24 protein-coding genes are annotated in these 24,174 nt (G+C 70.3%); 7 read left to right on the top strand and 17 right to left on the bottom strand.

Annotated elements, in window-relative coordinates; translation table 11 throughout:
• Window positions 1-21: 21 nt before the first annotated feature.
• Window positions 22-1,593: an LPXTG cell wall anchor domain-containing protein gene (locus AB0B98_RS05120; protein WP_357361026.1), complete on the top strand. Its 1,572-nt coding sequence runs from the start codon at window positions 22-24 to the stop codon at window positions 1,591-1,593.
• 74 nt (window positions 1,594-1,667) lie between these two features.
• Here AB0B98_RS05120 and AB0B98_RS05115 read toward each other — a convergent pair whose 3' ends face one another.
• Together AB0B98_RS05115 and AB0B98_RS05110 are read right to left on the bottom strand one after the other, a co-directional pair.
• Window positions 1,668-2,729 (bottom strand): LCP family protein, encoded by a 1,062-nt coding sequence (locus tag AB0B98_RS05115; protein WP_357361023.1) that lies wholly within the window; start codon window positions 2,727-2,729, stop codon window positions 1,668-1,670.
• Between the two features lie 2 nt (window positions 2,730-2,731).
• Window positions 2,732-3,211, bottom strand: coding sequence for a SigE family RNA polymerase sigma factor (locus tag AB0B98_RS05110; RefSeq protein WP_112586142.1), 480 nt, complete (start codon window positions 3,209-3,211; stop codon window positions 2,732-2,734).
• Window positions 3,212-3,393: 182 nt separating this feature from the next.
• On the opposite strand from AB0B98_RS05110, the gene AB0B98_RS05105 reads away from it, so the two are divergent.
• Together AB0B98_RS05105 and AB0B98_RS05100 are read left to right on the top strand one after the other, a co-directional pair.
• Window positions 3,394-4,950, top strand: coding sequence for an LPXTG cell wall anchor domain-containing protein (locus tag AB0B98_RS05105; RefSeq protein ID WP_357361021.1), 1,557 nt, complete (start codon window positions 3,394-3,396; stop codon window positions 4,948-4,950).
• Between the two features lie 130 nt (window positions 4,951-5,080).
• Window positions 5,081-5,902: a DedA family protein gene (locus tag AB0B98_RS05100; protein ID WP_357361019.1), complete on the top strand. Its 822-nt coding sequence runs from the start codon at window positions 5,081-5,083 to the stop codon at window positions 5,900-5,902.
• A gap of 166 nt (window positions 5,903-6,068) precedes the next feature.
• Here AB0B98_RS05100 and AB0B98_RS05095 read toward each other — a convergent pair whose 3' ends face one another.
• From AB0B98_RS05095 to AB0B98_RS05050, 10 genes are all read right to left on the bottom strand, one after another.
• On the bottom strand, window positions 6,069-6,446 hold the full coding sequence (locus AB0B98_RS05095) for a metalloregulator ArsR/SmtB family transcription factor (protein ID WP_030332125.1): 378 nt from the start codon (window positions 6,444-6,446) through the stop codon (window positions 6,069-6,071).
• 57 nt (window positions 6,447-6,503) lie between these two features.
• Window positions 6,504-7,043 (bottom strand): orotate phosphoribosyltransferase, encoded by a 540-nt coding sequence (gene pyrE, locus AB0B98_RS05090; protein WP_112586136.1) that lies wholly within the window; start codon window positions 7,041-7,043, stop codon window positions 6,504-6,506.
• 169 nt (window positions 7,044-7,212) lie between these two features.
• Window positions 7,213-8,022 (bottom strand): SDR family oxidoreductase, encoded by an 810-nt coding sequence (locus tag AB0B98_RS05085; RefSeq protein WP_357361017.1) that lies wholly within the window; start codon window positions 8,020-8,022, stop codon window positions 7,213-7,215.
• Between the two features lie 10 nt (window positions 8,023-8,032).
• Entirely contained in the window at window positions 8,033-8,689 is a 657-nt protein-coding gene (locus AB0B98_RS05080) for a hypothetical protein (protein WP_357361015.1), read from the bottom strand.
• A gap of 72 nt (window positions 8,690-8,761) precedes the next feature.
• The gene (locus tag AB0B98_RS05075; protein ID WP_357361013.1) at window positions 8,762-9,526 is read right to left on the bottom strand and encodes a hypothetical protein; all 765 of its coding nucleotides are present in this window, start codon (window positions 9,524-9,526) and stop codon (window positions 8,762-8,764) included.
• A 102-nt stretch (window positions 9,527-9,628) separates the two neighbouring features.
• A complete protein-coding gene (locus AB0B98_RS05070; protein ID WP_357361011.1) occupies window positions 9,629-10,207 on the bottom strand; it encodes a DUF4178 domain-containing protein in 579 nt (192 codons plus the stop codon).
• Window positions 10,208-10,289: 82 nt separating this feature from the next.
• Window positions 10,290-11,141: a hypothetical protein gene (locus tag AB0B98_RS05065; RefSeq protein WP_357361009.1), complete on the bottom strand. Its 852-nt coding sequence runs from the start codon at window positions 11,139-11,141 to the stop codon at window positions 10,290-10,292.
• Window positions 11,142-11,210: 69 nt separating this feature from the next.
• Window positions 11,211-11,591, bottom strand: a complete 381-nt coding sequence (locus tag AB0B98_RS05060; RefSeq protein WP_357361007.1) for a hypothetical protein — start codon at window positions 11,589-11,591, stop codon at window positions 11,211-11,213.
• A 118-nt stretch (window positions 11,592-11,709) separates the two neighbouring features.
• A complete protein-coding gene (gene clpB / locus AB0B98_RS05055) occupies window positions 11,710-14,301 on the bottom strand; it encodes an ATP-dependent chaperone ClpB (RefSeq protein WP_357361005.1) in 2,592 nt (863 codons plus the stop codon).
• Between the two features lie 85 nt (window positions 14,302-14,386).
• The gene (locus tag AB0B98_RS05050; RefSeq protein WP_357361003.1) at window positions 14,387-15,031 is read right to left on the bottom strand and encodes a helix-turn-helix domain-containing protein; all 645 of its coding nucleotides are present in this window, start codon (window positions 15,029-15,031) and stop codon (window positions 14,387-14,389) included.
• 85 nt (window positions 15,032-15,116) lie between these two features.
• Between AB0B98_RS05050 and AB0B98_RS05045 the strand changes: the two genes are divergently transcribed.
• The 4 genes from AB0B98_RS05045 (at window position 15,117) to AB0B98_RS05030 (ending at window position 18,958) form a co-directional block, all read left to right on the top strand.
• Window positions 15,117-16,253 (top strand): epoxide hydrolase, encoded by a 1,137-nt coding sequence (locus tag AB0B98_RS05045; RefSeq protein WP_357361001.1) that lies wholly within the window; start codon window positions 15,117-15,119, stop codon window positions 16,251-16,253.
• A gap of 261 nt (window positions 16,254-16,514) precedes the next feature.
• Window positions 16,515-17,015, top strand: coding sequence for a TrkA C-terminal domain-containing protein (locus AB0B98_RS05040; protein ID WP_030332098.1), 501 nt, complete (start codon window positions 16,515-16,517; stop codon window positions 17,013-17,015).
• A gap of 5 nt (window positions 17,016-17,020) precedes the next feature.
• On the top strand, window positions 17,021-18,235 hold the full coding sequence (locus AB0B98_RS05035; protein WP_238669753.1) for a cation:proton antiporter: 1,215 nt from the start codon (window positions 17,021-17,023) through the stop codon (window positions 18,233-18,235).
• 291 nt (window positions 18,236-18,526) lie between these two features.
• A complete protein-coding gene (locus AB0B98_RS05030; RefSeq protein ID WP_030332093.1) occupies window positions 18,527-18,958 on the top strand; it encodes a hypothetical protein in 432 nt (143 codons plus the stop codon).
• A gap of 345 nt (window positions 18,959-19,303) precedes the next feature.
• Here the strand turns inward: AB0B98_RS05030 and AB0B98_RS05025 are convergent, their stop codons facing one another.
• From AB0B98_RS05025 to dnaK, 5 genes are all read right to left on the bottom strand, one after another.
• Window positions 19,304-19,498, bottom strand: coding sequence for a hypothetical protein (locus tag AB0B98_RS05025; protein ID WP_357360999.1), 195 nt, complete (start codon window positions 19,496-19,498; stop codon window positions 19,304-19,306).
• A gap of 136 nt (window positions 19,499-19,634) precedes the next feature.
• Entirely contained in the window at window positions 19,635-20,075 is a 441-nt protein-coding gene (locus tag AB0B98_RS05020; protein ID WP_030332087.1) for a helix-turn-helix transcriptional regulator, read from the bottom strand.
• Between the two features lie 30 nt (window positions 20,076-20,105).
• A complete protein-coding gene (dnaJ, locus tag AB0B98_RS05015) occupies window positions 20,106-21,287 on the bottom strand; it encodes a molecular chaperone DnaJ (RefSeq protein ID WP_357360997.1) in 1,182 nt (393 codons plus the stop codon).
• Window positions 21,288-21,372: 85 nt separating this feature from the next.
• Window positions 21,373-22,128 carry a nucleotide exchange factor GrpE gene (grpE, locus tag AB0B98_RS05010; protein WP_238669750.1) on the bottom strand — a complete coding sequence of 252 codons (756 nt, stop codon included), beginning with the start codon at window positions 22,126-22,128 and terminating at the stop codon, window positions 21,373-21,375.
• A gap of 48 nt (window positions 22,129-22,176) precedes the next feature.
• A complete protein-coding gene (gene dnaK, locus AB0B98_RS05005; RefSeq protein WP_112640920.1) occupies window positions 22,177-24,045 on the bottom strand; it encodes a molecular chaperone DnaK in 1,869 nt (622 codons plus the stop codon).
• Window positions 24,046-24,174 lie beyond the last annotated feature (129 nt).

Genomic DNA, 24,174 nt, shown 5'->3' with positions numbered 1-24,174 from the left:
GTACCCCCACGGGAGGACCTCATGCTCAAGCACTCGCTCCGCTGGTTGACCGGGCTCGGCGCCGCAGGCGCGTTGATCGCCGCCTCCGCCACCCCTGCCGTCGCCGCACCCACTATCGAGCCCTACTTCCAGGACGCCACACTGGCCATCGGCTCGGAGGCGACCATCCGGGGCCTGTTGCTGCACGCCGACGAGCCGACGGTCCTCACCGACGTCTCCGTGCGGTACGACTACCGCTCCCTGGCCAACAAGGTCACTGTGACTCCTGCCGACGGCCAGGAGTGCACCGCGCCGGAACCGGGCGTTCTCGTCTGCACTGAGCCTTCCGATGTCGTCCTGTACGAGATGCCGCCGCTCGGCAGCGGGATCTACCGCAACGGAGCCAAGCGGGTGCACCTCGGCCTCACCGAGGATGCGCAGCTCGGCGACTCCGGCGACGTCGTGGTCAGCTTCCAGGCGGCCGGCGGTCAGCGCGGCAGCTACACCTCCCGGGTCCGGGTCGGCGAGGGGGTCGACCTGGCCGGCGGACCGTTCACCAGCCTCTCCGCCAAGCCGGGTGGGAAGTTCACTGTGCCGCTGGTCGTGGCCAACGCCGGCGACATGACCGTCACCGGGTTCGTCGCGGTCTTCGACCTCCCCTACTCGATCCGAACCAGGGACCGCTTCAGCAACTGCCGCTACTCCGACGACCACCTGGTCTCCTGCCACTTCGACGAGGACATCCCGGTCGGCACCGGGCTGGCCACCACGCTGAACCTCGAATTCGGCAAGGACACCTACGCGCCGGCCAACCACTCCGGCTACGCCCAGTTCATGACCACTGCCGACTTCGAGGACCTGACCCGGGTGCGGACGGCCGTCGGCACCCGTGCGGCCACCCCCGGCAGCGGCCCGAAACTGACTCTTGCCGAGGCCCCCGACAGGGTGCGGCAGGCCGACCAGACCGATGTCGGCCCGGGTAACGACTACACCGGGTGGACCATCAAGGCCACCGGCCAGAACGGCACCGACCTCGCGGCGATCGGCGCCACGCTCAAGGGCACGGCCGGCACCATCGTCACGGCGACCGTCGGCTTCCGGAACAACGGCCCGGCGACGCTCGACAGAACGAACGGGGACTTCGAGGCCGCCACACACACCGACGTCGAGCTGCCGCCGGGCACCACCGCCGTCGAGGTCCCCGACAGTTGTCAGTTGCGGCAGGGCACTCGCACCTACCAGTGCGCGTCGGAGATGCTGCTGGTGGCCGGGCAGAGCTACCCGCTGAAGTTCCGGCTGCGCATCGACAGGGTCATTTCCAACGCCCGGGGTGCGGTGCGGGTCAACGCGCCGTGCGAGTGCCCCGCCGGCGGCGGCTTCAAGGACGACACCAAACCGGCAAACGACACCGCCCCCATCGTGGTCAACGCGGCCCAGGGCGGCGGTGGCCAAGGCAACGGTGACGGTGATGGTGATGGCGGCGGTGGCGGTGGCTCACTGCCCATCACCGGTGCTCCCACCACCCTGATCGCCGGCATCGGGGCCCTGCTGCTCGTCGCCGGTGCGGCGAGCTGCCTGCTGGCCCGACGCCGCAGCCCCCGCTCCGTGGCCTGACCCCGGCCCGCTCCGAGCGACGCCCCGCCGGCCCGTACCGGGCTGGTGGGGCGTCGTCGTGATGTCCTCGTTCCTCAGCGGACGGGATCGACCTGCTCCGGGTGCTGCGCCACCCACTGCGCCAACCGATCCTCACGCAGCGCGGCGAGGAACTCCGGGCCCTGCCTCGGGTCCAGCGGCAGCCGCGAAGCGTCGTCCACCGGGGGGCCGACCGGGAGGCTGAGCCCCACCGGGTCGACGCTCTTGAGCTCGGGTAACACCGCCACCAGCCGGGTCAGCGGCAGACCGTCGTCGTCGACCGCCAGACCCGTGCCGGCCGCCGACAGCAGCCGGGCGAGCCGGACCGGATTGGTCAGTACGTCCTGCGCGACCGCCCGCCGGACCAGCCCGGCGACGTAACGCTGGGCGTTGCGGTCCCGGTCCAACGCGCCGTCGGGCAGGTACCGCCGTTGCCGCAGCAGGTCGACGGAGGCAGCCCCGTCGAGCACCTGACAGCCGGCCGGGAAGGTCCGGCGGGTGTGCCAGGACCGAACCTCCTTCGGCAGGCACACCTCCACCCCGTCGACCGCCTCGGTGATCCGACGCAGACCGGCGAAGGTCAGCACCGCGCCAGCGTCGACGCGTACCCCGGTCACGTCGGCGACCACCCGGCGGGTCAGGTCGTAGCCGGCGTCCAGGTCGGGCCGGGGCTCGCCGGCACCGCTGTAGAACGCGCTGTTGAGCTTCTCGATCCCCCGGCCGGGGATCGACACCTCCAGGTCGCGCGGCAACGAGATGAGGTACGGCCGGCTCCGGTCGGCCGGGATGTGCACCAGCAGGACGGAGTCCGCCAACCGGTACGGCGGCTCCTCGCCGAATCCGTCCACGCCGAGCAGCAGGACATTCAGCGCCCCGGACTGCGCATCAACCGGTCGACCAGGCAACAACGAGCCCTCTACCGGTCGATCGGGCCGCAGTTGCGGCACCCCGATTCCGAGCGCGCCGAGCAGGGCGAGCGTGACGCCAGCGGCCTGGAAACGCTGCCGACGGCGACGGCGGACAGCGGCGAGCCGGTCGATCGCTACCCGCAGCGGCCCGGCCGACGGGGTCAACGGTTCGTGCCGGGCGAACGCGGCACGCAGGTCATCCTCGATCATGTTCACGCCTCCACGTACTCGGCCCGGAGCGTGGCCAGGGCTCGGGAGATGGACGAACGGACGGTCCCGACGGCACAGCCGAGAATGTCGGCGATCTCGACGTCGGGCAGGTCCTCGTAGTAGCGCAGCACCAGAGCGGCCCGCTGCCGACGGGGCAGCCGGGACAGCCAGGACCAGACCTGGTCCCGGTCCACGGCGGACTGGGCGTGGTCGGTGGGCACCGGCACCGACGCGTCGGGCTCCCCGCGCAACAGCACCCGGCGCACCCACGAGCCGCGCCGCCAGTCGACGTACTGGTTGGTGAGCATCCGGCGTACGTAACGCTCGGGCGAATCCGCGCGGGCGACCCGACGCCAGTTGAGCTGAACCCGGACCATGGTCTCCTGGACCAGATCCTGAGCCTGGTGTGGTTCGCCGGTCAGCATCACCGCGTACCGCAGCAGCGGGGCCAGCCGCGTGTCCGCGAACTCCTCGTACGTCACTGCACCTCCCGGGGGGCTCCTGCCTCAGATGACGGAAGCGGACCGATCGAACATTGCGGTGACTCTGATCAACCTTTTGGTTTGTCTTGCTCAGCGGGCGGCTTTGCGGGCTGCCGCCAGTCTTAGCGGTTCCTTAAGATCCGCAGGCTCCACCTGATCCCCCAACTGGAGGAACCCCCCTCATGCTCACCCACTCCACCCGGCGTTGGCTCGCCGGCCTGGGCGTGGCAGGCGCGTTCGTCGCTGCCGCCGCCATCCCCGCCTCCGCCGCACCGGCAGCCTCCGCCGCACCGGCAGAGAATCTCGACCTGTACGCGAACAACGTGATCGTCGCGTCCGGCGGCATCGAGAAGTGGGTCACCCTCTTCTCGCTCACCACGGAGCGGCAGCCCGGTGACTACACGATCAAGGTGGACCGGAGCAAGATCGACGGTTTCGCCGACGTCGAGAGCAGCGGGGACAACTGCACCGAGTCCGGTGCGATCCTGACGTGCAAGGTCGAGGACCAGGACGACGACGGCTCGTACCTGAACCTCGTCTCCCTCGTCGTTCGCGCGAAGGCCGACGCCAAGCCCGATCAGAAGGGCGAGCTGGGCTTCACTGTCACGCCGGACGGCAGGTCCGGATCCGCCTCTTACAGCTCGACTGTCGAAACGGGCGAGGGCGTCGACCTCCGCACCAACGAGTCCCTGGAGCTCAAAGGCGCGCCCGGTGCCACGCTGAAGGCCCCGTTCCAGGTGACGAACCGGGGCGAGGTGCCCGCGAAGGACGCGGTTCTCTACGTCGTCGCCCCGGACGGTCTTCAGCCGTCGAAGCGCTACGAGAACTGCGAGTACACCGAGGGCCTGCTGCACGACTTCGAGTTCGCCTGCCGCCTGGACGCCACTATCGCCAAGAACGGCAGCTTCCGCCTCGACGACAGCTTCGGGTTCACCGTGCCTGCCGACACCTGGGCGCCGAACACGTTCGGTGGGTTCTCCATCTGGTTCACGCCCGCCGACTGGGACGAGTACAGGTCCGAGGCCGAACTCCCGGCCAAGCTCGGGCCGAACGGTACCGAGGGTGAGCTGAAGCTGGAGCCGGTCATGAACCTGCGCTCCCGGCAGACCGACCTCAACCCGTTGGACAACTCGACCTGGGTCGATCTTCAGGTGACCGGCGACCAGCGGGCCGATGTGGCGGCGCGCGGCGCGACGGTGACCGGTGCCGTCGGCGCCACCGTCGGGCTCGCTGTCGGTTACGTCAACAACGGGCCGGCGACCGTCAACACGGGTGGTAGCGAGTCGCCCTGGATCGGCACCACTGTCACGCTGCCGAAGGGCGTCACCGCCGTCCGCGCTCCGGAGAACTGCTTCGACTCCGACGACGACGCGTGGGAGCCGGGCAAGCCCGGCGCGCGGGTCTACCGGTGCTTCGTGGACGGCTCGATCAAGAAGGGCGAGAAGGCCGACTACGAGTTCCAGGTGCGGATCGACCAGGCCGGTGACCAGGCCGGCGAGGTCAGGCTGCGCACCGGGCACGAGGAGACCGAGATCAAGGACCTGAACCCGGCCAACGACGTCGCCAAGATCCTGGTGAACGCGACCGGCGGCAACGGCGGCGGTGACGGTGACGGCGGCTCGCTGCCGATCACCGGTCAGTCCACCGGGCTGATCGCCGGCCTCGGCGCGCTGCTGCTCGCCGCGGGCGTCGGCGGCTACCTGGTGGCCAAGCGTCGCCGGACCCGCTTCGTCGCCTGACCCACCCCGCACCACAGGTGCCCCGTCGACCACCACTGGTCGGCGGGGCACCGTCGTTGGACCCCACGGCGCGGGCGGGTGGTGACGGGCCGGTCCGGCGCGGGCGGGACCCTGGGCTTCGGTACCCTTTGTGGCCGTGGACACAGCTGAGAAGACCCGCGCTCTCGTGGAGAGCGTCGCCCTGAACCCGCTCGATCCCAAGGATCTGTTGCAGACCTTCGGGCTGATCGGCGTGTGGGTGATCCTCTTCGCCGAGACCGGCCTGCTGGTGGGCTTCTTCTTCCCGGGTGACTCGCTGCTGTTCCTCGCCGGGGTCGCCTCGTCACCGGTGGCGGACGCGATCTTCGGCGACGGCACCCGCCTCTCCCTTGCCGGCCTGCTGATCGGTGGGCCGATCTGCGCGGTCGTCGGCGCACAGTTGGGGCACTGGCTCGGAGCGCGGTACGGCCGGCCGATGTTCGAACGGCCGAACTCCCGGCTCTTCAAGAAGGAGTACGTGGAGAAGGCCGAGTACTACTTCCAGAAGTTCGGCCCGGCGAAGGCCGTCGTGCTGGCGCGCTTCATTCCGATCGTCCGGACGTTCCTCAACCCGGTCGCGGGCGCGCTCGGGATGCCGGCCAAGAAGTTCCTGCTCTGGAACATCGTCGGCGCGGTCCTCTGGGTGGACGGCATCCTGCTGATCGGCTACCTGCTGGCCGAGCAGATCTACCAGGCCATCGGCGACAAGATCGACCACTACATCCTGCCGGTGGTGGCCCTGATCATTCTGATCTCGGTACTGCCGATCTTCTTCGAGTTCCTGCGTGACCGGCGGGCTCGCAAGCGCGGCGAGGCGGTCGCTGTGGTCGCGGCGGCCAGTGCCGCCGGTGCTGTGGAGGCGGCCCGCGAGGCGTTCGACCACGACGGGCACCAGCACGGTCGTCAGCACCCGGAGCACGGTCAGGACCGTTGAGCGGTACGACGACGGCCGGCCCCCTGGCAAGGGGGTCGGCCGTCGGCATGTCGAACCCGGCCTCCGGTGGTGCGACCGGGGACGAGCAGGTGTCAACCACCGGTGGCGCCACCCCTGGCTCGCCACCGGACGCCGCCCCGGCTCGGGACGGCGTGTAGTGCCTACGTCAGCGGGCCTTCTTGGTGGCCCGCTTACGCGGCGGGGTCAGCAGGTCGGCGATCGTCGCGATCGCACTCGGGACCAGGCTGTAGTACGCCCAGACACCGCGCTTCTCCCGCTGCAACAAGCCAGCCTCGGTGAGGATACGCAGGTGATGACTGACCGTCGGCTGAGAGAGGCCGAGCGGCGCCGTCAGGTCACAGACGCACGCCTCGCCCTCGGGGGCCGACTGGATCAGGCTGAGCAGCCGCAACCGAGCAGGATCAGCAAGGGCCTTGAGGACCCCGGCGAGACGCTCGGCATCGGCACGTTCGATCGGCTCGCCGTTTAGCGGCGAGATCTGAGGCATAGTCATTTCGGCCAACGCAGTTCCCACGTATTCCATCCTTCCACCAGCAGCATCGATCCGCCTGCATATCAGCAGATCCGAATCGGCAGACTTTTACGCCACAAGGCCGAGGTCAGCCAACGTATAGGCCGCCCGGTACGGCAATCCGGCGGCTCGCACCGCGTCGCCGGCGCCTCGATCAACAATAACCACCACGCCCACGACTTCCGCCCCGGCCTCGCGAAGCGCCTCGACAGCTGTCAAAACACTTCCGCCCGTCGTGGATGTGTCCTCCACCGCCAACACTCGACGGCCAGCCACCTCCGGTCCCTCGATCCGCCGCTGAAGACCGTGGGCCTTGCCCGCCTTGCGCACCACAAAGGCGTCCAGGGCCCGACCGGTCGGAGCGGCGGCGTGCAGCATCGAGAGCGCGACAGGGTCCGCGCCCAGGGTGAGGCCCCCAACGGCGTCGAACTCCCAGTCGGCGGTGAGGTCCAGCAACACCCGGCCGACCAGAGGAGCGGCCCGGTGATGGAGCGTGACGCGCCGCAGATCCACGTACCAGTCTGCCTCGCGCCCCGACGAGAGCACGACCCGGCCGTGGACCACAGCCAGGTCGGTAATGAATTTACGCAGGTCGTCGTGGTCCCCCATGGCGATAGAGGTTACTGCGCAACTCTGAACGCCGTGTGCGGGGTCCACCCTGATCAGCCCCGAGGGGAACCGATGACTGGCTATGTTCGACTACGCTCAGCAACTGGCCCGACAGCGGCGTGCCAACGTCGTCCCACCACGTGATCGGTGTCGGCGGGCCGGTCGAAGCTCAGCGCTCGTCGCGACCGATCCGGCCGCGGGTGTCCCGCGCGACCGCCTGGAGCAGTCGCCGCGGTGCGTGTCGCATGCCGGCGACGACCACCTTGTACTTCCACGCCGGGATGCTGACCATCTTGCCTTTGCGCAGGTCACGCAGGGCTTCGTCCACCACATCCTCGGCCCGCAGCCACAGCCACTCCGGCGTCTTGGACATGTTGATGCCAGCCCGCTGATGGAATTCGGTGCGGGTGTAGCCGGGGCAGAGGGCCATCACCTGGACGCCGAACGGCCGCGTCGACTGCCCGACGGACTCACTGAAGTTGGTGACCCACGCCTTGCTGGCGGAGTACGTCGATCCGGGCATCGCCGTACCGAACCCGGCGACCGAAGAGACATTTATCACTGCCCCATTTCGCCGTTCAGTCATCGGACGGAGCGCCGCCAGGGTCAGCCGCATGACCGCGTGCACGTTGAGTCGCAACAGTCGCGCCTCGTCCTCCGCCGTGGAGCGCAGGAACGGTTTGTTCAGGCTGATCCCCGCATTGTTGACCAGCAGGTGCACCGGACTGCCGTCGGCGAGCCGCTGCTCCACGGTCGCGCAGCCGTCGTCGGTGGACAGATCCGCCGAGATCGTCTCCACCTCGTGTCCGTGCGTGGAACCCAGCTCGGCGGCCAGCTCGGCCAGCCGCGCCGCGTCGCGGGCAACAAGCACCAGGTGCCAGCCGTCGGCGGCCAACCGCCGCGTGAACGCCGCGCCGATGCCGGCGGTGGCCCCGGTGATCAGGGCACGGCGCTCGGCAGTCGTGGGGTCGAGCGTCACGGAGTGGTCCTCACCTGGGCGGGTACGGGGGCGTGTGCGGCGCCGGCGGGGGCTGGTGCGGGGCGGGCGGGAACATGGGCGGGGCGGTTGGCGCAGTCGAGCGGTGGCGGCCGAACCACCTGTTCGCCGCCGGCAGTACCAGCAACGTAGCTACTACAAGGTAACCGAGCGCCTGTGCGACGGAAAGCCCGGCGTTGAGCGGGATCCACCAGGACGGGTACGCGTCGCCGATCAGACCCAGCAACTCGGCGAGAGCGTGCTCGTCGGCGCCCAGTTGCAGTGGCGCGGCCCGTTCGCCGACCACCACCGCCACGCTGCAACAGCCGGCGAGCAGGCCCAGCCCGCTGACCACCCAGGTCGCCACCCGGACACCGTTGCGACCGGCCAGCAGACCGAGGGCCAGGCCGGCGAGCAGCGGCGCGGAGAGCACCGCCACCACCGCCGACAGCACCGCGGACGCGCGGAGCAGAGTCACCACGTCGTCGATCTGCTCCGGGCTCGCCGAGGTGTCGCGGGCGGCGGAGCGGAACGCGTCGACAGTCCCGCCCAGCACCACAAGGTCGACCACGGCGTACGCCAGCGCGGCGACAGCCATCACCAACAGCACGGTCACGGCCGACAGGACGGCGGCGGGCCGGCGGGCCGGTGCCGATTCCGGGTACGACACGACGAATCCCTCCGGTAGGCGTCGGGTTGCAACCTACTCGGAGGGATCGTCGGCGTCGTGCTTATCGAGCCGTCAGCTCGTCGACGGCGGGGTTGACCCGGGCCGATCCGTGGGCGGCGTGTCGTCCGGCCGGTTCGCTGCCGGTGGCGGCGGGTAGCTCGGCTCCCCACTCGACGGATAACCCGGCTCACCCGATGCCTGCGGGTAGCCCGGCTGACCGGGCGCCTGCGGACCCGGGTAGCTGGCGCCCGGGGTCGGCGGCTCCCAGCCCGCTGTGGGCTTGCGGAAGAACGGGTTGGCCTTCGGCAACGCCAGCAGGACCAGCGCGGCGATCAGCGCGATCAGGCCGAGCACGCCGAGCACGAGGCTGACCGGGGTGACCCAGGAGGGCAGGGCCTCGTCCAGGCGGCGCTGGATCTCCTCGGGGCTCGGCCCGTCGCCGGTGGTCCCGCCACCGGTGTTGAACCCGCCGGCCGCGTTGCTGAGCAGGCCACCGCCCACGCAGCAGACCATGATGCCGCCGACGATCCAGGTGGTGATCCGGGCGCCGTTGCGGCCCTGGTTGTTGAACAGAGCCAGCACGCCCAGCACGACCGCGAGCAGCAGCAGGACGATGCTCCCGCCGATGCCGACGACGGCGAAGACGTCGGCCACCTGGTCACCATCGGTGGCGCTGTCCGCGTACGCCGCACGGACCGCGTCCCGCGTCGTGCCGAAGGTGCTGAGCGTGACGATCAGACTGATCACCTGGAGTGCCAGGAACAGGAAAAGCAGGTAACTGGAAATCGACACAATGGATGGCCGCTGACGGGCCGGCGTGCTCTGGGAATCGACCACGATTCTCCTTCCCTAAGATCGCGCCCACACCGTATCGACAACCGGCCAGTTCGGCATGCCGTGACGAGCCCGGCGCGTCCGCCCGGTCCGGCTCAGCGGGCCTCAGGCACGGGGCGGGCGGATCGCCAGGTCGACGCTGTCGAGCAGCTTGCCGCGCGCGACCCGCCAGCCCTCTTCGCCGTACGCCTCGAAGGAGAGCCGCGCCGCGCCACCGGACTGGTAGTCGTGGTAGCGCATCGTCCCGGTCGACGGCAATTCGGTCTCGCCGGTGGCGGTGTAACGCGCCTGCCCGGTCTCGGCCCAGGTGTAGCGCCGCCCGCCGAGCTCGATGGTCGGGGCGCCCGGGGTGACTGTGGCGCCTGGTTCGGCGGTCCAGAACACCAGCTCAAGTTCGGGGCCGTTCTCCACGGAGAGCCGGTGGCGGGTCCCGGAGTCGTCGTCGATGAGGTGCTGCACCCAACTCCAGTCGCCCTCGACGAGGCGGATCGTGGCAATCACCGCGTACTCCCGCTCGCGGATGCGCACGCGGTCACCAGGGGTCAGTCGGAGCGGGCCGCCGCGTGGTGGCTCCGCCGGCTGGCCGTCGGGCCGGCCCGTCGGCCGTCGGCGGGCCCGCACGACGACCACTACCACCGCGAGTACGGCAACAGCCGCCACCAGGCACGTCACCAGCGCTTCCATGCGACCACCTCCCCAGGTACGTCGGCGCAGACGGTAACAACCCTCGGCACCAGGAAGGCCCTTGCTGTGGCCGACAGCTCAGCTAGCGAAGGTGGTCGGGCATGTCGTCCGGAGGGGCCGCCGGCGGTCCGGTCGGCCCTGGTGAGGTGCCCGGCGCTCCCGGCGTCAGGTGCGCGGCCGGGTCGGGGCAGATCAGGTAGCCGGGTGGGAGCGGCTGGTTCGGCGGCAGGAAGCCCGGCACGAGCGGAGCTGTCGGGTATCCGTAACCGGTAGGGGCGTAGGCGGGGACTGGCATCACCCAGGCCGGGCCGGGCAACGCCTCGTTCGCGGTGCGCGGCACGAACCAGCGGTTCGCCGGCGGCAGGGCCAGTAGCAGGACCACTGTTGCGGAGAGGGCCAGAACGGTGAGCACACCCAGCCCGGCCGCGGGGAAGAACAGGTCGTCCCAGGGATCGGTGCCGGAGTAGAGCGTGTCGAAGAACGTGGAGGTCTCCCACTCGTCCCAGTCCTGAGGCGGCTCGTCGCCGATGTCCGGCATGGTCAGCGCCGGCACGAGAAACCCTCCGCAACAGCACTGCGCGAAGCAGACCAGCAACTGCCCGCCACTGGCCACGAAGACCAGGACCCGTGCGACGTTGACGCCCCGCCGGACCGGGACGGCGGTGGCCGCCAGCCAGACCGCGAGCAACACCGCCGGCACGCCGAGGACCAGCGTCATCGCGACGTTGCCCTGCCGCTCGCCAGCCACCTCGGCCGGGTCGGCGTCCGGCACCAGCCGTACCGCGCGGTCGATCTGGCCGTCGAAGTGCACCGCCTCGGCCACCGTCAGCGCGGCCAGGCCGAGCAGCACCAGCACCACTGCCAGTTGCAGCCAGAAGGCGACGGTCACGGTGATCGGGCGGGGCGGACGCGGCGCGGTGGCGGGCGGGCTCATGGCTCGCAACGTACGGCGCGTCGTCCGCGACCGGCAGCACCGATCGGGCAGCACCGACCGGCGAATGGATCATGCTGCGGCGAGCCGCCGACTGGCGTACGTGCCAAGGGTTTCCCGGTCCATCACGCAGCCGACGAACGTGGTGAACTCGCTCGGATCGTCCCGCAGCGACGTCCAGGCCGCTCGAGCCGCCTCCGGGTCGATCCGCTCCAGCAGCGTGGCCGCGTACGCCCGGCCTGCGGGTGTGCCGTCGGCCAGCACCCGGTCGAGCTGACGGCGTACCTCCTCGGGGTGGTCGCTGAGGGCGGCCTCGACCCGGTGGTACGCCTCGGTCACCGGCAACAGCGTGCCCGCGATCCCCACCCCACCAAAGGCGAGCGTGTCAGCCGCCACCAACTCGTCGACGGCGGCGCCCAATTCGCGCTCCCATTTCTTCCCAATCCCAAACATGCCCCACCCCTTTCCCCATCCACCCCCGTCCCACCCTGTTGATCAAGAGGTTTGCGTCATGAGAAGACGCGAATCTGACGCAAACCTCTTGATCACCGCGCTCGGGGGGGTGAGGGGATCAGGCGGAGGTGACGGCCAACCCTTCCTTCGCGTCGGCCAGGTCGACCTTGACGGTGTCGCCGTCCCGGATCGTTCCGGAGAGCAGTGCCTTGGCCAGTTGGTCTCCGATTGCGGTCTGGACCAGGCGACGGAGCGGTCGCGCACCGTAGATCGGGTCGTAGCCGTGCTCGGCCAGCCAGTCCCGGGCGGCATCGGTGATCGCCAGACCCAGCCGGCGATCGGCCAACCGCCGCCGCATCCGGTTCAACTGGATGTCGACGATGGAGCGCAGGTCGTCCCCACGCAGCGAGGCGAAGACCACGATGTCGTCCAGCCGGTTGAGGAACTCCGGCTTGAAGTGCGACCGGACCACTGCCAGCACGCCCTCCCGGCGCTGCTCATCGGCGAGCGTCAGGTCGCTGATCACCGACGACCCGAGGTTGGACGTGAGGATCAGGATCGCGTTGCGGAAGTCCACGGTGCGGCCCTGGCCATCGGTGAGCCGGCCGTCGTCGAGCACCTGGAGCAGCACGTCGAAGACGTCCGGGTGAGCCTTCTCCACCTCGTCAAGCAGCACCACCGAGTACGGCCGTCGGCGCACCGCCTCGGTGAGCTGACCACCCTCGTTGTAACCGACGTAGCCGGGCGGGGCACCGACCAGGCGAGCGACCGAGTGCTTCTCGCCGTACTCGCTCATGTCGATGCGGACCATGGCCCGCTCGTCGTCGAAGAGGAACTCGGCGAGGGCCTTGGCCAGCTCGGTCTTGCCGACGCCGGTGGGGCCGAGGAACAGGAAGCTGCCGGTCGGGCGATCCGGGTCGGCGATGCCGGCCCGGGCACGGCGTACCGCGTCGGAGACCGCGCCGACCGCCTCGGCCTGGCCGACCACCCGGCCGCCCAGCGACTCCTCCATCCGCAGCAGCTTGGCCGTCTCACCCTCCAGCAGGCGGCCGGCGGGGATGCCGGTCCAGGAGGCGACCACCGCGGCGATGTCGTCCGCGCCGACCTCCTCCTTCAGCATCGCGCCGTCGGCCTGGAGCTGGGCCAGTTCCTCCTCGGCCTGCTTCAGCTCGACCTTCAGGGCGGGGATCCGGCCGTAGCGCAGCTCGGCGGCGCGTTCCAGCTCGCCGTCCCGCTCGGCCCGCTCGGCCTCACCGCCGAGGCGTTCCAGCTCCTCCTTGGCCGTGGAGAGCTTGGTGATGTGGCTCTTCTCCGTCTGCCAGCGCTCGGAGAGCACTGTGAGCTGCTCGCGCTTGTCGGCCAACTCCTTGCGGAGTCGTTCCAGCCGCTCGGCCGAGGCGGCGTCCGGCTCCTTGGCCAGCGCCATCTCCTCGATCTCCAACCGGCGGACCGCCCGCTCGATCTCGTCCACCTCGACCGGACGGGAGTCGATCTCCATCCGGAGCCGGGACGCGGACTCGTCGACCAGGTCGATCGCCTTGTCCGGCAGGAACCGGTCGGTGATGTACCGGTCGGACAGCGTCGCGGCGGCCACCAGCGCGGCGTCGGTGATCCGTACGCCGTGGTGCACCTCGTAGCGCTCCTTGAGCCCACGCAGGATGCCGATGGTGTCCTCGATGGTCGGCTCACCGACCAGCACCGGCTGGAAACGGCGCTCCAGCGCCGGGTCCTTCTCGATGTGCTCGCGGTACTCGTCAAGCGTGGTGGCGCCCACCATCCGCAGCTCACCACGGGCCAGCATCGGCTTGAGCATGTTGCCGGCGTCCATCGAGCCCTCGCCCTTGCCGGCGCCGACGACCGTGTGCAGCTCGTCGAGGAACGTGATGACCTGCCCGTTGGAGTTCTTGATCTCCTCCAGGACGGACTTCAGCCGCTCCTCGAACTGGCCGCGGTACTGCGCGCCCGCGACCATCGCGCCGAGGTCCAGCGAGATCAGCTTCTTGTCGCGCAGGGACTCGGGCACGTCGCCGGTGACGATCCGCTGGGCCAGGCCCTCGACGATCGCGGTCTTGCCGACGCCGGGCTCGCCGATCAGCACCGGGTTGTTCTTGGTACGCCGGGAGAGCACCTGGATGACCCGACGGATCTCGGAGTCCCGGCCGATGACCGGGTCGATCTTGCCGTCCCGGGCGCTGGCGGTGAGGTCGACGCCGTACTTGGTCAGGGCCTGGTAGGTCTGCTCGGGGTCGGCGGTGGTGACCCGGCGGTCCCCGCCGCGGACGGTCGGGAAGGCGGCGACCAGTGCCTCCTCGGTGGCACCGGCGGTCTTCAGCGCGCCGGACACCGCTCCGCCCACCCGGGCCAGGCCGGCGAGCAGGTGCTCGGTGGAGGTGTACTCGTCGCCCAGCGGCCGGGCGATCTGCTCGGCGGCGCCGATGGCGTTGACGAACTCCCGGGCCAACGTCGGCTCGGCGATGCTGGAGCCGCGCGCGGCCGGCAGGTTGTCGACAGCGCGCTGGGCGGCCTGGCGCAGCTCGGTCGGGTCGGCCCCGACGGCGCGCAGCAGGCCGGTGGCGGTCGAGCCGTCGGTGTCCAGGAGTGACAGGAGCAGGTGCCAGGGCTCCACTGTGGCGTGGCCACGCTGGTTGGCCAGCGCGACAGCGCCCGTGATGGTTTCGCGGCTCTTTGTGGTGAGTCTTTCGGTGTTCATGGGCTCCCCCGGATCGGCGTTGTCCATTGGGTTGGACACAACCAGAGTTGAGCGTATTCCGCTCAACCTTAGCGCGTGACGCCCATCACTCCCGGCGCCGCCACCGCCAGTCGAACTCGCCGGCCGCCGGAGGCGGGCCGGGCAGCGGGTCCGCGCCCGACGCCGACGACAGACCGGCCAGCAGGACCGCGAGCTGCCGGCGGCGCAGTTGGCGGGTCCGCTCCGGATCGGGTACGCGGACCGCCGCGCACGCCTCCAGCAACAACCCCAGGTCGTGTACGACGGCGTCGGGGCGCAGCCGCCCGCTGGCGTGGGCCCGGTCGACGAGGGCGGTGGCCAACTCACCGGCGCGCATCGCGTCCCGGCCCATCTCCTCGGTCGGAGTGAAGGTGCCGGCCAGGTGGACGGTGAGCGAGTGCACGTCGGCGTCGACCACCCGGGCCAGGAAGCCGGTGAACGCGGCCCAGTCGTCCGGCTTGTCGAGGGCGGCCTCAGCCTCCGCGACGTACCGGCGCAGCCCGTCGTGGCAGAGCTGGCGCAGCAGGTCCTCCTTGCCCGCGTAGCGCCGGTAGAGAGCGCTGATGCCGACGCCCGCGCGGTCCGCGACGGCGGCGATCGGGGCCTTCGGGTCGTCGAGGAAGACGGCGCGGGCGGCTTCGAGGATGACCTCGTCGTTGCGGGCGGCCTGGGCGCGGCGACCGCCCAACGTCTTGCCAGAAGTCGTTGACATGCCCTCAGCCTAACAGTGGAACGGATCGTTCCGCTCTGCTATGGTGATTGCAGAACGAAACATTCCGTTCCGAAGGGGTTCCCTCATGAGCGACACCGCGATCCGCCCGTTCCACGTCGAGATCCCGCAGACCACCCTCGACGACCTGGCCGCCCGGCTGGCCCGCACCAACTGGCCCGCCGACCTGCCCGGGACGGGCGACTCGTACGGGATGAGCAGCGACCGGGTACGCGCCCTCGTCGACCACTGGCAGGGCAAGTTCGACTGGCGGGCCGTCGAGGCCCGGCTGAACGCCCACCCGCAGTTCGTCACCGAGATCGACGGTGAGCAGATCCACTTCCTGCACGTCCGGTCGTCCCGGCCGGACGCCACCGCGCTGGTGCTCACCCACGGCTGGCCCGGGTCGGTGCTGGAATACCTCGACGTGATCGCCCCGCTCACCGAGCCGACCGACCCGGCCGCGCCGGCGTTCCACGTGGTCATCCCGTCGCTGCCGGGCTACGGCTTCTCCGGCCCCACCCGCAGCGCCGGCTGGAACCGGTACCGCATCGCCCGCGCCTGGGCCGAGCTGATGAACCGCCTGGGGTACGACAGCTACGGCGCGATCGGCAACGACGCCGGCTCGATGATCGCGCCGGAGTTGGGCCGGGTCGATCCGGAGCGGGTGCTCGGCGTACACGTCACCCAACTCTTCTCGTTCCCCTCCGGCGACCCGGCCGAGTTCGCCGGGCTCTCCGAGACCGACCAGGCGGCGCTCGGGCACCTCCAGTGGTTCTACGAGAACAAGTTCTCCTTCAACCAGGTGCACAGTCAGCAGCCGCAGACCCTGGCGTTCGGCCTGGTCGACTCGCCGGTGGGGCTGCTCGCCTGGAACGCCCAACTCTTCGACGAGAGCCTGGACGCCGACTTCATCCTGGCCAACGTGGCGCTCTACTGGTTCACCGGCACTGCCGCCTCGGCGATCCGGCTCTACTGGGAGGACGCGCACGCCGGCGAGGCGCCGACCGAGCCGACCACCGCTCCGACCGCGCTGGCCATGTTCCCCGGCGACTTCCAGTCCATCCGCCGCTTTGCCGACCGCGACCACGCGAACATCGTCCGGTGGACGGCGTACGAGACCGACGTCGACGGCCGGGGCGAGGTCGGCGGCCACTACGCGGCCCACCAGGCCACCGGGGTGCTGGTCGCCGACATCCGCGAGTTCTTCGCCAGCCTCCGCTGACCGTAGGCGTGTCCAGGTGCCCGCGCCCGCTCTGCCGGCGCGGGCACCAACGCGTCCCAGCCCCGCCCCTCGGCCCGTCCGGCCCCGCCCCTCGGCCCGTCCGGTGCGGTTGATCGACTCGGCTTTCAGGAAGTCGGGGCATCCCGCCACGTCGGATACCGCGGTTTCAATGAAGTCGAGTGGACCATGGTCGCTGCGGTACGCCGGGGGCGCCGTCCGTCCAAGATCTGCGCTCTGTTCACGAAGCGGTAGCCTTGGAGAGTGCGAGTACGTGTCGAGCAGACCGCCCTACCCGGGATCGGGGTACGTCACGATCTGGTGACGGAGTCCGGACGCCGCCTGGGCGTCGTTTCCCACCGCAACGGCCGCCGTGATCTCGTTCTCTACGATCCCGACGACCCCGACGCCTGCCAGTCGGACATTCCGCTGACCGACGACGAGGCTGAGGCTCTGGCCGACATCCTCGGCGCGTCGCTGATGCTCGGCCAGCTCTCCGGGCTCCGCGAGCAGGCCGCCGGTCTGCTCACCGAGCAGATCGCCATCACGGCCGGTTCCCCGTACGTCAACCGGAAGCTCGGCGACACCAAGGCGCGCACCCGCACCAGCGCCTCCATCGTGGCTGTACTGCGTGAAGGCGAAGTGATCGTCTCGCCACTCCCCTCCTTCCGCTTCGCGGCCGGCGATGTGGTGGTCGTTGTCGGGACCCGTAGAGGTCTCGACGGCGTGTCCGCCATCCTCGCCGACAGTGACCCGGACGGCTGAGGCGGATGCACGATTCCACCACTCTGCTCGTCGAAGTCGGCGCGCTGCTGTTGCTGCTTGGCGTCCTCGGTCGGTTGAGCCGCCGGGTAGGCCTGTCGCCCATCCCCCTCTACCTGCTCGCCGGGCTGGCGTTCGGGCACGGTGGGCTACTTCCGCTCGCCGCCAGCGAGGAGTTCTTCGCTGTGGGCGCCGAGATCGGCGTCATCCTGCTGCTGGTGATGCTCGGCCTGGAGTACTCGGCCAACGAACTGGTGGGCAACCTCCGGTCGGCGGCCCCGGCCGGGCTGATCGACGGCGTGTTCAACGCGCTGCCCGGTGCGGCCTTCGCCCTGCTGCTCGGCTGGGACTGGGTCGCCGCCCTGGTGCTCGGCGGCATCACCTGGGTCTCCTCCTCCGGCGTGATCGCCAAGGTCCTCGCCGATCTGGGACGACTGGGTAACCGGGAAACCCCGGTGATCCTGTCGGTCCTCGTGATCGAGGACCTGGCGATGGCGCTCTACCTGCCGCTGGTCACCGCCGTGCTGGCCGGCACCGGCCTGCTCGGTGGCGGCATCGCACTCGCCGTCGCGGTGGGCACGGTGCTGCTCGTGCTGGTCGTCGCCATCCGGTACGGCCACCTCATCTCCTCCGCCCTGTCGGCGAAGGACCCGGAGGCGTTGCTGCTCGGCGTACTCGGTCTGACCCTGCTGATCGCCGGGCTCGCGGCGAAGCTCCAGGTGTCGGCGGCGGTCGGCGCGTTCCTTGTCGGCATCGCGCTCTCCGGCCCGGTGGCACACCACGCGACCGAGTTGCTCTCACCGCTGCGGGACCTGTTCGCGGCGGTGTTCTTCGTCTTCTTCGGCCTGGTCACCGACCCACGGGACATCCCGCCGGTGCTGCTGCCGGCGCTCGCGTTGGCAGTGGTCACCATGGCGACGAAGACGCTCACCGGCTACCTCGCCGCCCGCCGGGTCGGTATCGCCGAACCCGGTCGATGGCGGGCCGGCCTGGCACTCGTACCCCGCGGTGAGTTCTCCATCGTCATCGCCGGGCTGGCGGTGGCCGCCGGGAGCGTCGAGCCGCGGTTGGCAGCGCTGGCCGCGACGTACGTCCTGATCACCGTGGTGACCGGGCCGATCCTGGCTCGGCTTCCCGACTTCCCGTGGTTCAAGCGGTGGCTGCGCAACCGCGCGGCGGCCCAGCGGCGGGAGCAGACCCCGGTCGTCGACTCGGTGGGCTGAACTCCACCGGTCGCGGTCCCAATCCCCGGGACAGCTACCGGGAGGGGCGAAAAGCCACTCCAGCCCCATGACGAACTCGGCGTCGGCACCCGCTGACACCGCCTAACGTGGATCGTCATGGGAGCGTGATCGGCTGCGCCGTCGATGCAATTGACCCGCCCATGCCAACGGTTGCGGAATTGCTCCTCGCGGGTACTACCGCAGCACCCGACGGCGGGTTACCGTTTCGCCCCAGCAGCCAGGGTCCGCAGGCAGCGTTGCCAAACGCGGGCGAGAGCGGAAGGTTGGCCGGTGAGCGTGCAGGAGTCGACGTTCCACGGCTTCGCCAACCCCGTCGATCCGACTCCGGCGGAGTTGCGAGCTTGGGCGTACAAGCCCGATTCGGTCCCGTTGGCCTCGATGCCACCCGACTGGGACCTGCTGGTCTCCGGCGACCGGCTGGTGTTGACGCTCTTCGAGTTGGCGATGGATCCAACCTGCCCGGCCCGGCGTTTTGCGCTGCACTGCCTCTACATCTACGCGGCCGACGGCATCCGGACGAACTTCCGCGCCCACCCCAAGCGCCGCTTCCGCAAGCTCGTCGAGCAGGCCGAGCGGGACGGCGACGAGCTGATGAAGATCTGGGCGCACAACGGCCGGGTGCTGTTGGCCCGACCGGACCTCTTCGTCTACCGGGACTGGTGCGAGGGCGGCCTGGTCCGCGAAAACCGCCGCCTCGGCTGATTCGCCGGATTCGCCGACCAGCGGCGGCGGGTAAAGGGCGACTAAGCCCCTTTGGAGCTGATGTCGCAAACGATTCACACCCGCGAGGCCCTCTCAGTCGGCACAACGAGGCGGTTCGGAGCCGGAGCCGCCGCGCGATGTCGTAGACGATTCAGCTCCAAAGGGCCTGCGACTCGATTGCCGGCCTCCGCGGCGGCAAGGAACCAAGCCGCGTCCCGGCCCGCACCCGACCGCGCCGAACGGGCCGGGACCCCCACTGCGGCAACCCGACGTCCCGGCCCGCACCCGATTACGGCGAACGGGCCGGGACCCCCCGTGGGTCCCGGCCCGCACGTCGGTCACCGGTTATTCCTGCTTGCGTTCCGTCTCGGCTCGGGCCTGTTCGTCGGCGTGGTCGCCGTCTTCGGCGAACCGGCCGGCGATGATCCGGTCCCGGTAGGTCCCCTCGGTCACCTTGTCGAACTTCTTGCGGACCGTCTCGGCCAGGTCCTCCAGCCGGTCCTCGGTCTGCTGGGCCACCTTCTTCGCCGGTTCCGCCATCGCTCCCCCTCGCCATGCCGGTAGGTCCGGATTAAGCCGATTGGACCCTTATCGACAGGCTAACCGAAGCGGCCCGGACCGCGCCGGGAATCCAGCGCGGTCCGGGCCGAGAAGACAGGTCCGGGTGAGCAGCAGGTCAGCGATCGGGGGTCCGGCGGGGGCGCCACACCACCAGGGCCGTGGAGGTGCGGTTGGTCGGCACCAGATCCCGGCCCGGGAAGCGGGCCAACGACTCCAGCTCCGCCACCCGGCGGTACGCGGCGTCCAGCTCCGCCTCCAACCGGGCCACCCGCTGCTGCGCCTGCTCCAGCAGCCGCTCCAGCCCGATGATCCGCTTGACGCCGGCCAGGTTGATCCCGTCGTCCTGGCTGAGCCGCTGCACCTCGCGCAGCAGCACCACGTCGCGGACGCTGTAGCGACGCCCGCCACCAGCGGCTCGGCCGGGCTGCACCAGCCCCAGTCGGTCGTACTGGCGCAGGGTCTGCGGGTGCATCCCCGCCATCCGTGCCGCTACCGAGATCATCAGCACCTTGGCCTCGTAGGCAGGGTCGCCCGAACCGAGGAACTCGCCCGACATCCCGCTCACCTCCGCGTCCATTCCACCGGACTAACTGACTCGACGCACCCGTGCGTCGAGATGTTCCCGGGCCGCCGGCGGGGTCTGCTCGGCGAACGACTCCAGCGCCGTGCGGGCCTCGTCCGACAAGCGGGCCGGCACCACCACGTCCAGCGTGACCAGCAGGTCACCGGCCTGCCCGTCGCGGCGGACCACACCCTTGCCGCGGGCCCGCAGCACCCGCCCGCTCGGCGTCCCCGGCGGCACCCGCAGGGTCACCGCACCGTCGAGCGTGGGCACCCGCAGGTCCGTGCCGAGCACGGCCTCCGCGAAGGTGACCGGCACGGTCAGCGTCAGGTCGTCCCCGGTACGCCCAAACAGCTCGTCCGGCCGAACCTTGACGTGCACGAAGAGGTCGCCGGCCGGGCCACCGCGCTCGCCCGGCTCGCCCCGCCCGGCCAGCCGGATGCGTTGACCGTCGGCCACACCGGCCGGGAAGCGCACGTTCATGGTGCGGGTCTTTGTGACACCGCCGCTGCCGTGGCACTCCGGGCACTTCTCCTCGACCACTGTGCCGACGCCCTGGCAGTTGCGGCACGGCTCGGAGAAGCTGAACGACCCCTGGTCGCGGGTGGTCACGCCGGCACCATGACAAACCGGGCAGGTACGCGGCTGGGTGCCGGGCTTGGCCCCGTTGCCGTGGCAGGTGTCGCAGACTCCCGGCGCGCGCAACGTCAGGGGCAGTGTCACCCCGCGCACCGCGTCGCCGAAGTCCAGCGCCACCTCGGTCTCCACGTCCCGACCACGAGCCGGACCGCGTGGCGCGGCCTGCCCGCCGGCCTGACCGCCACTGAAGATCGAGCTGAACAGGTCCTGGAAGCCGGCACCGCCGAAGCGACGATCGCCGCCCCCGCCGCCGCCGAACATGTCGGAGACGTCGAACGGCACGCCGCCCGGCTGACCCCCACCCCGGGCGTTACGCCGGAACGCGCCCGAGCCGAAGAGCGACCGCATCTCGTCGTACTCGCGACGGCGGCCGCTGTCCGACAGCACGTTGTACGCCTCGGACGCGGCCTTGAACCGTTCCTCGGCCTTCGGGTCGCCCGGGTTGTGGTCCGGATGCGACTCCCGGGCCACCTTGCGGTACGCCTTCTTGATGTCATCCGCGGAGGCGGCCTTGTCCACGCCGAGCACGGCGTAGAAGTCCTTCTCGATCCAGTCCTTCGAACTCACCGGTCCACCTCCTTCCGACCCTGGTGGCCCGGCCGTCCCGCCCACCGCTGAACGGTGGACGGGACGGCCCGGTCACTGTCTGGCACTATTCCGGATCCGCGACCGCGACCAGCGCGGGGCGCAGCAGCCGCTCACCGAGCTGGTAGCCGCGTCGCATGACCTGTACGCAGGTCGGCTCGCTGACGTCGGCCGAGGTCTGGTGCGCTACCGCCTCGTGCCGGGTCGGGTCGAACGGGTCGCCCTGCTCGCCGAAGGCGTTCAGGCCGAACTTGCCCAGCGCGGTGGTGAGCTGCTCGGCCACAGTGCCGAACGGCCCGACCAAGTCGCCGTGTTCCCGGGCCCGGTCCAGGTCGTCCAGGATCGGCAGCAGCGCGGCCAGCACCGAGCCGGTCGCCTGCTCCTGCACGAGGCTGCGGTCCCGGTCGACCCGCTTGCGGTAGTTGGCGTACTCCGCCGACACCCGCTGCAGGTCCCTGGTCCGCTCGTCCAGCTCGGCCCGGAGCGCCTCCAGCTCGGCACCGAGCGAGGTGCCCGCGCCGCCGCCGTCCACCGGCTGCGCCGGGGCGTCCACCACCGGCGGACCGGACGGCTCCGGCCCGTCGGTGGAGTTGACCTCGACCTCGATCTCGTCGACCACCACCTCGGCGTCCTCGACCAGACCCTCGGCCGGCACACCGGTCTCCGCGTCGGCGGCGGTCCCCTCCGGCTCGGCGGTGTCGACGAGCTTGCGCTTGTTGCGGATGACGACCCGCTCCCCGTCGCCGGTCGGCTCCGTGGTCGCGGAGCCACCCGGCGTCGACCCGGTGTCGCCCGGGTCGGCGGCTCGTGGCTTCTGCGTCATGCGGCTACCTCATCCCCTTCGCGGTGGAAACGTGTCGGAGGCCGACGGTCACTTCTTACCGTCCTCGTCAACGATTTCCGCGTCGACGACGTCGTCGGCGCCGCCGGCCTGCGCGCCGGTCGCACCGGTCGCGCCGGTCGCACCCGGACCGGGCTCGCCACCCGGCTGCTGACCCTGCTCGGCCTGCTGCGAGTAGAGCAGCGAACCAGCCTGCTGGGAGACCTGCGCCAGCTTCTCGTGCGCCGACTTGATCTTCTCGATGTCCTGACCGCCGAGGGCGCCACGCAGCTCGCCGAGCGCCTCGTTGAGCTGCTCGCGGTTCTCACCGGGCAGCTTGTCGCCGCTCTCGGCGAGGAACTTCTCGGTCTGCCACTGGAGCGCCTCGGCCACGTTGCGGGTCTCGGCGTCGTCGCGGCGGCGCTTGTCCTCCTCCGCGTGCTCCTCGGCGTCCCGGCGCATCCGCTCGATGTCGTCCTTCGGCAGCGAGGAGCCGCCGGTGATCGTCATCTTCTGTTCCTTGCCGGTGCCCAGGTCCTTGGCGTGCACGTTGACGATGCCGTTGGCGTCGATGTCGAAGGCGACCTCGATCTGCGGCACGCCGCGCGGCGCCGGCGGGAGGCCGGTCAGCTCGAAGGTGCCGAGCTTCTTGTTGTACGCCGCGATCTCCCGCTCACCCTGGAACACCTGGATCAGCACCGAAGGCTGGTTGTCGTCGGCCGTGGTGAAGACCTCGGAACGCTTGGTCGGGATGGTGGTGTTGCGCTCGATCAGCTTGGTGAAGATGCCGCCCTTGGTCTCGATGCCCAGGCTCAGCGGGGTCACGTCGAGCAGCAGGACGTCCTTGACCTCACCCTTGAGCACACCGGCCTGGAGGGCGGCGCCGACGGCGACGACCTCGTCCGGGTTGACGCCCTTGTTGGGGTCGCGGCCGGTGAGCTGCTTGACCAGGTCAGTCACGGCGGGCATCCGGGTCGAACCGCCGACCAGGATGACGTGCTCGACGTCGGAGATCTTGATCCCGGCGTCCTTCACGGCCTGCTCGAACGGGCCCTTGCAACGGTCCAGCAGGTCCTGCGTCATCCGCTGGAACTCGGCGCGGCTGAGCGTCACGTCCAGGTGCAGCGGGCCGGCCGCGCCGGCCGTGATGTACGGCAGGTTGATGTTGGTGGTGGTGGCGGCGGACAGCTCGATCTTGGCCTTCTCGGCCGCCTCGCGGAGCCGCTGGAGGGCCATCTTGTCCTGGGAGAGGTCGATGCCGTGCTCACCACGGAAGGTCTTGACCAGGTGGTCGATGATCCGCTGGTCCCAGTCGTCGCCACCGAGCTGGTTGTCACCGCTCGTCGACTTGACCTCGACGACGCCCTCGGCCAGCTCCAGCAGCGACACGTCGAAGGTGCCGCCACCGAGGTCGAAGACCAGGACGGTCTGCTCCTTGGAGCCCTTGTCCAGCCCGTACGCCAGGGCGGCGGCGGTCGGCTCGTTGACGATCCGCAGCACGTTGAAGCCGGCGATCTCACCGGCCTCCTTGGTGGCCTGGCGCTGGCTGTCGTTGAAGTAGGCCGGGACGGTGATCACCGCGTCGGTGATCTGCTCGCCCAGGTACGCCTCGGCGTCCCGCTTGAGCTTCATCAGCGTCCGGGCCGAGATCTCCTGCGGGGTGTACTTCTTGCCGTCGATGTCGACGGACCAGTTCGTGCCGACCTCCCGCTTGACCGACCGGATCGTCCGGTCCGGGTTGGTCACTGCCTGGCGCTTGGCGACCTCACCGACGAGCACCTCGCCGTTGCGGGCGAACGCGACGATCGAAGGAGTCGTCCGCGACCCCTCAGCGTTGGCGATGACGGTGGGCTCACCGCCCTCGAGAACGCTGACGCAGGAGTTCGTCGTGCCGAGGTCGATACCGACCGCACGTGCCATCTTCGCTTCCTCGCTTCGTAAGGTTGTGCAGGTGACGGGCGTCGCCCGTGGGCTGCTGGCGAGCACCGCCCGCAGCGGGCCCCACCACAAGTTGAGTGAACTTGACTCAATAGTGCCACGCGTTGGCCA

The sequence above is a fragment of the Micromonospora sp. NPDC048947 genome (genome assembly GCF_040649495.1).
GTDB classification, from domain to species: Bacteria; Actinomycetota; Actinomycetes; order Mycobacteriales; family Micromonosporaceae; genus Micromonospora; species Micromonospora alfalfae.
Note: the sequence above shows the minus strand (reverse complement) of the source record. Positions and strands in the feature narration are given on the sequence as shown.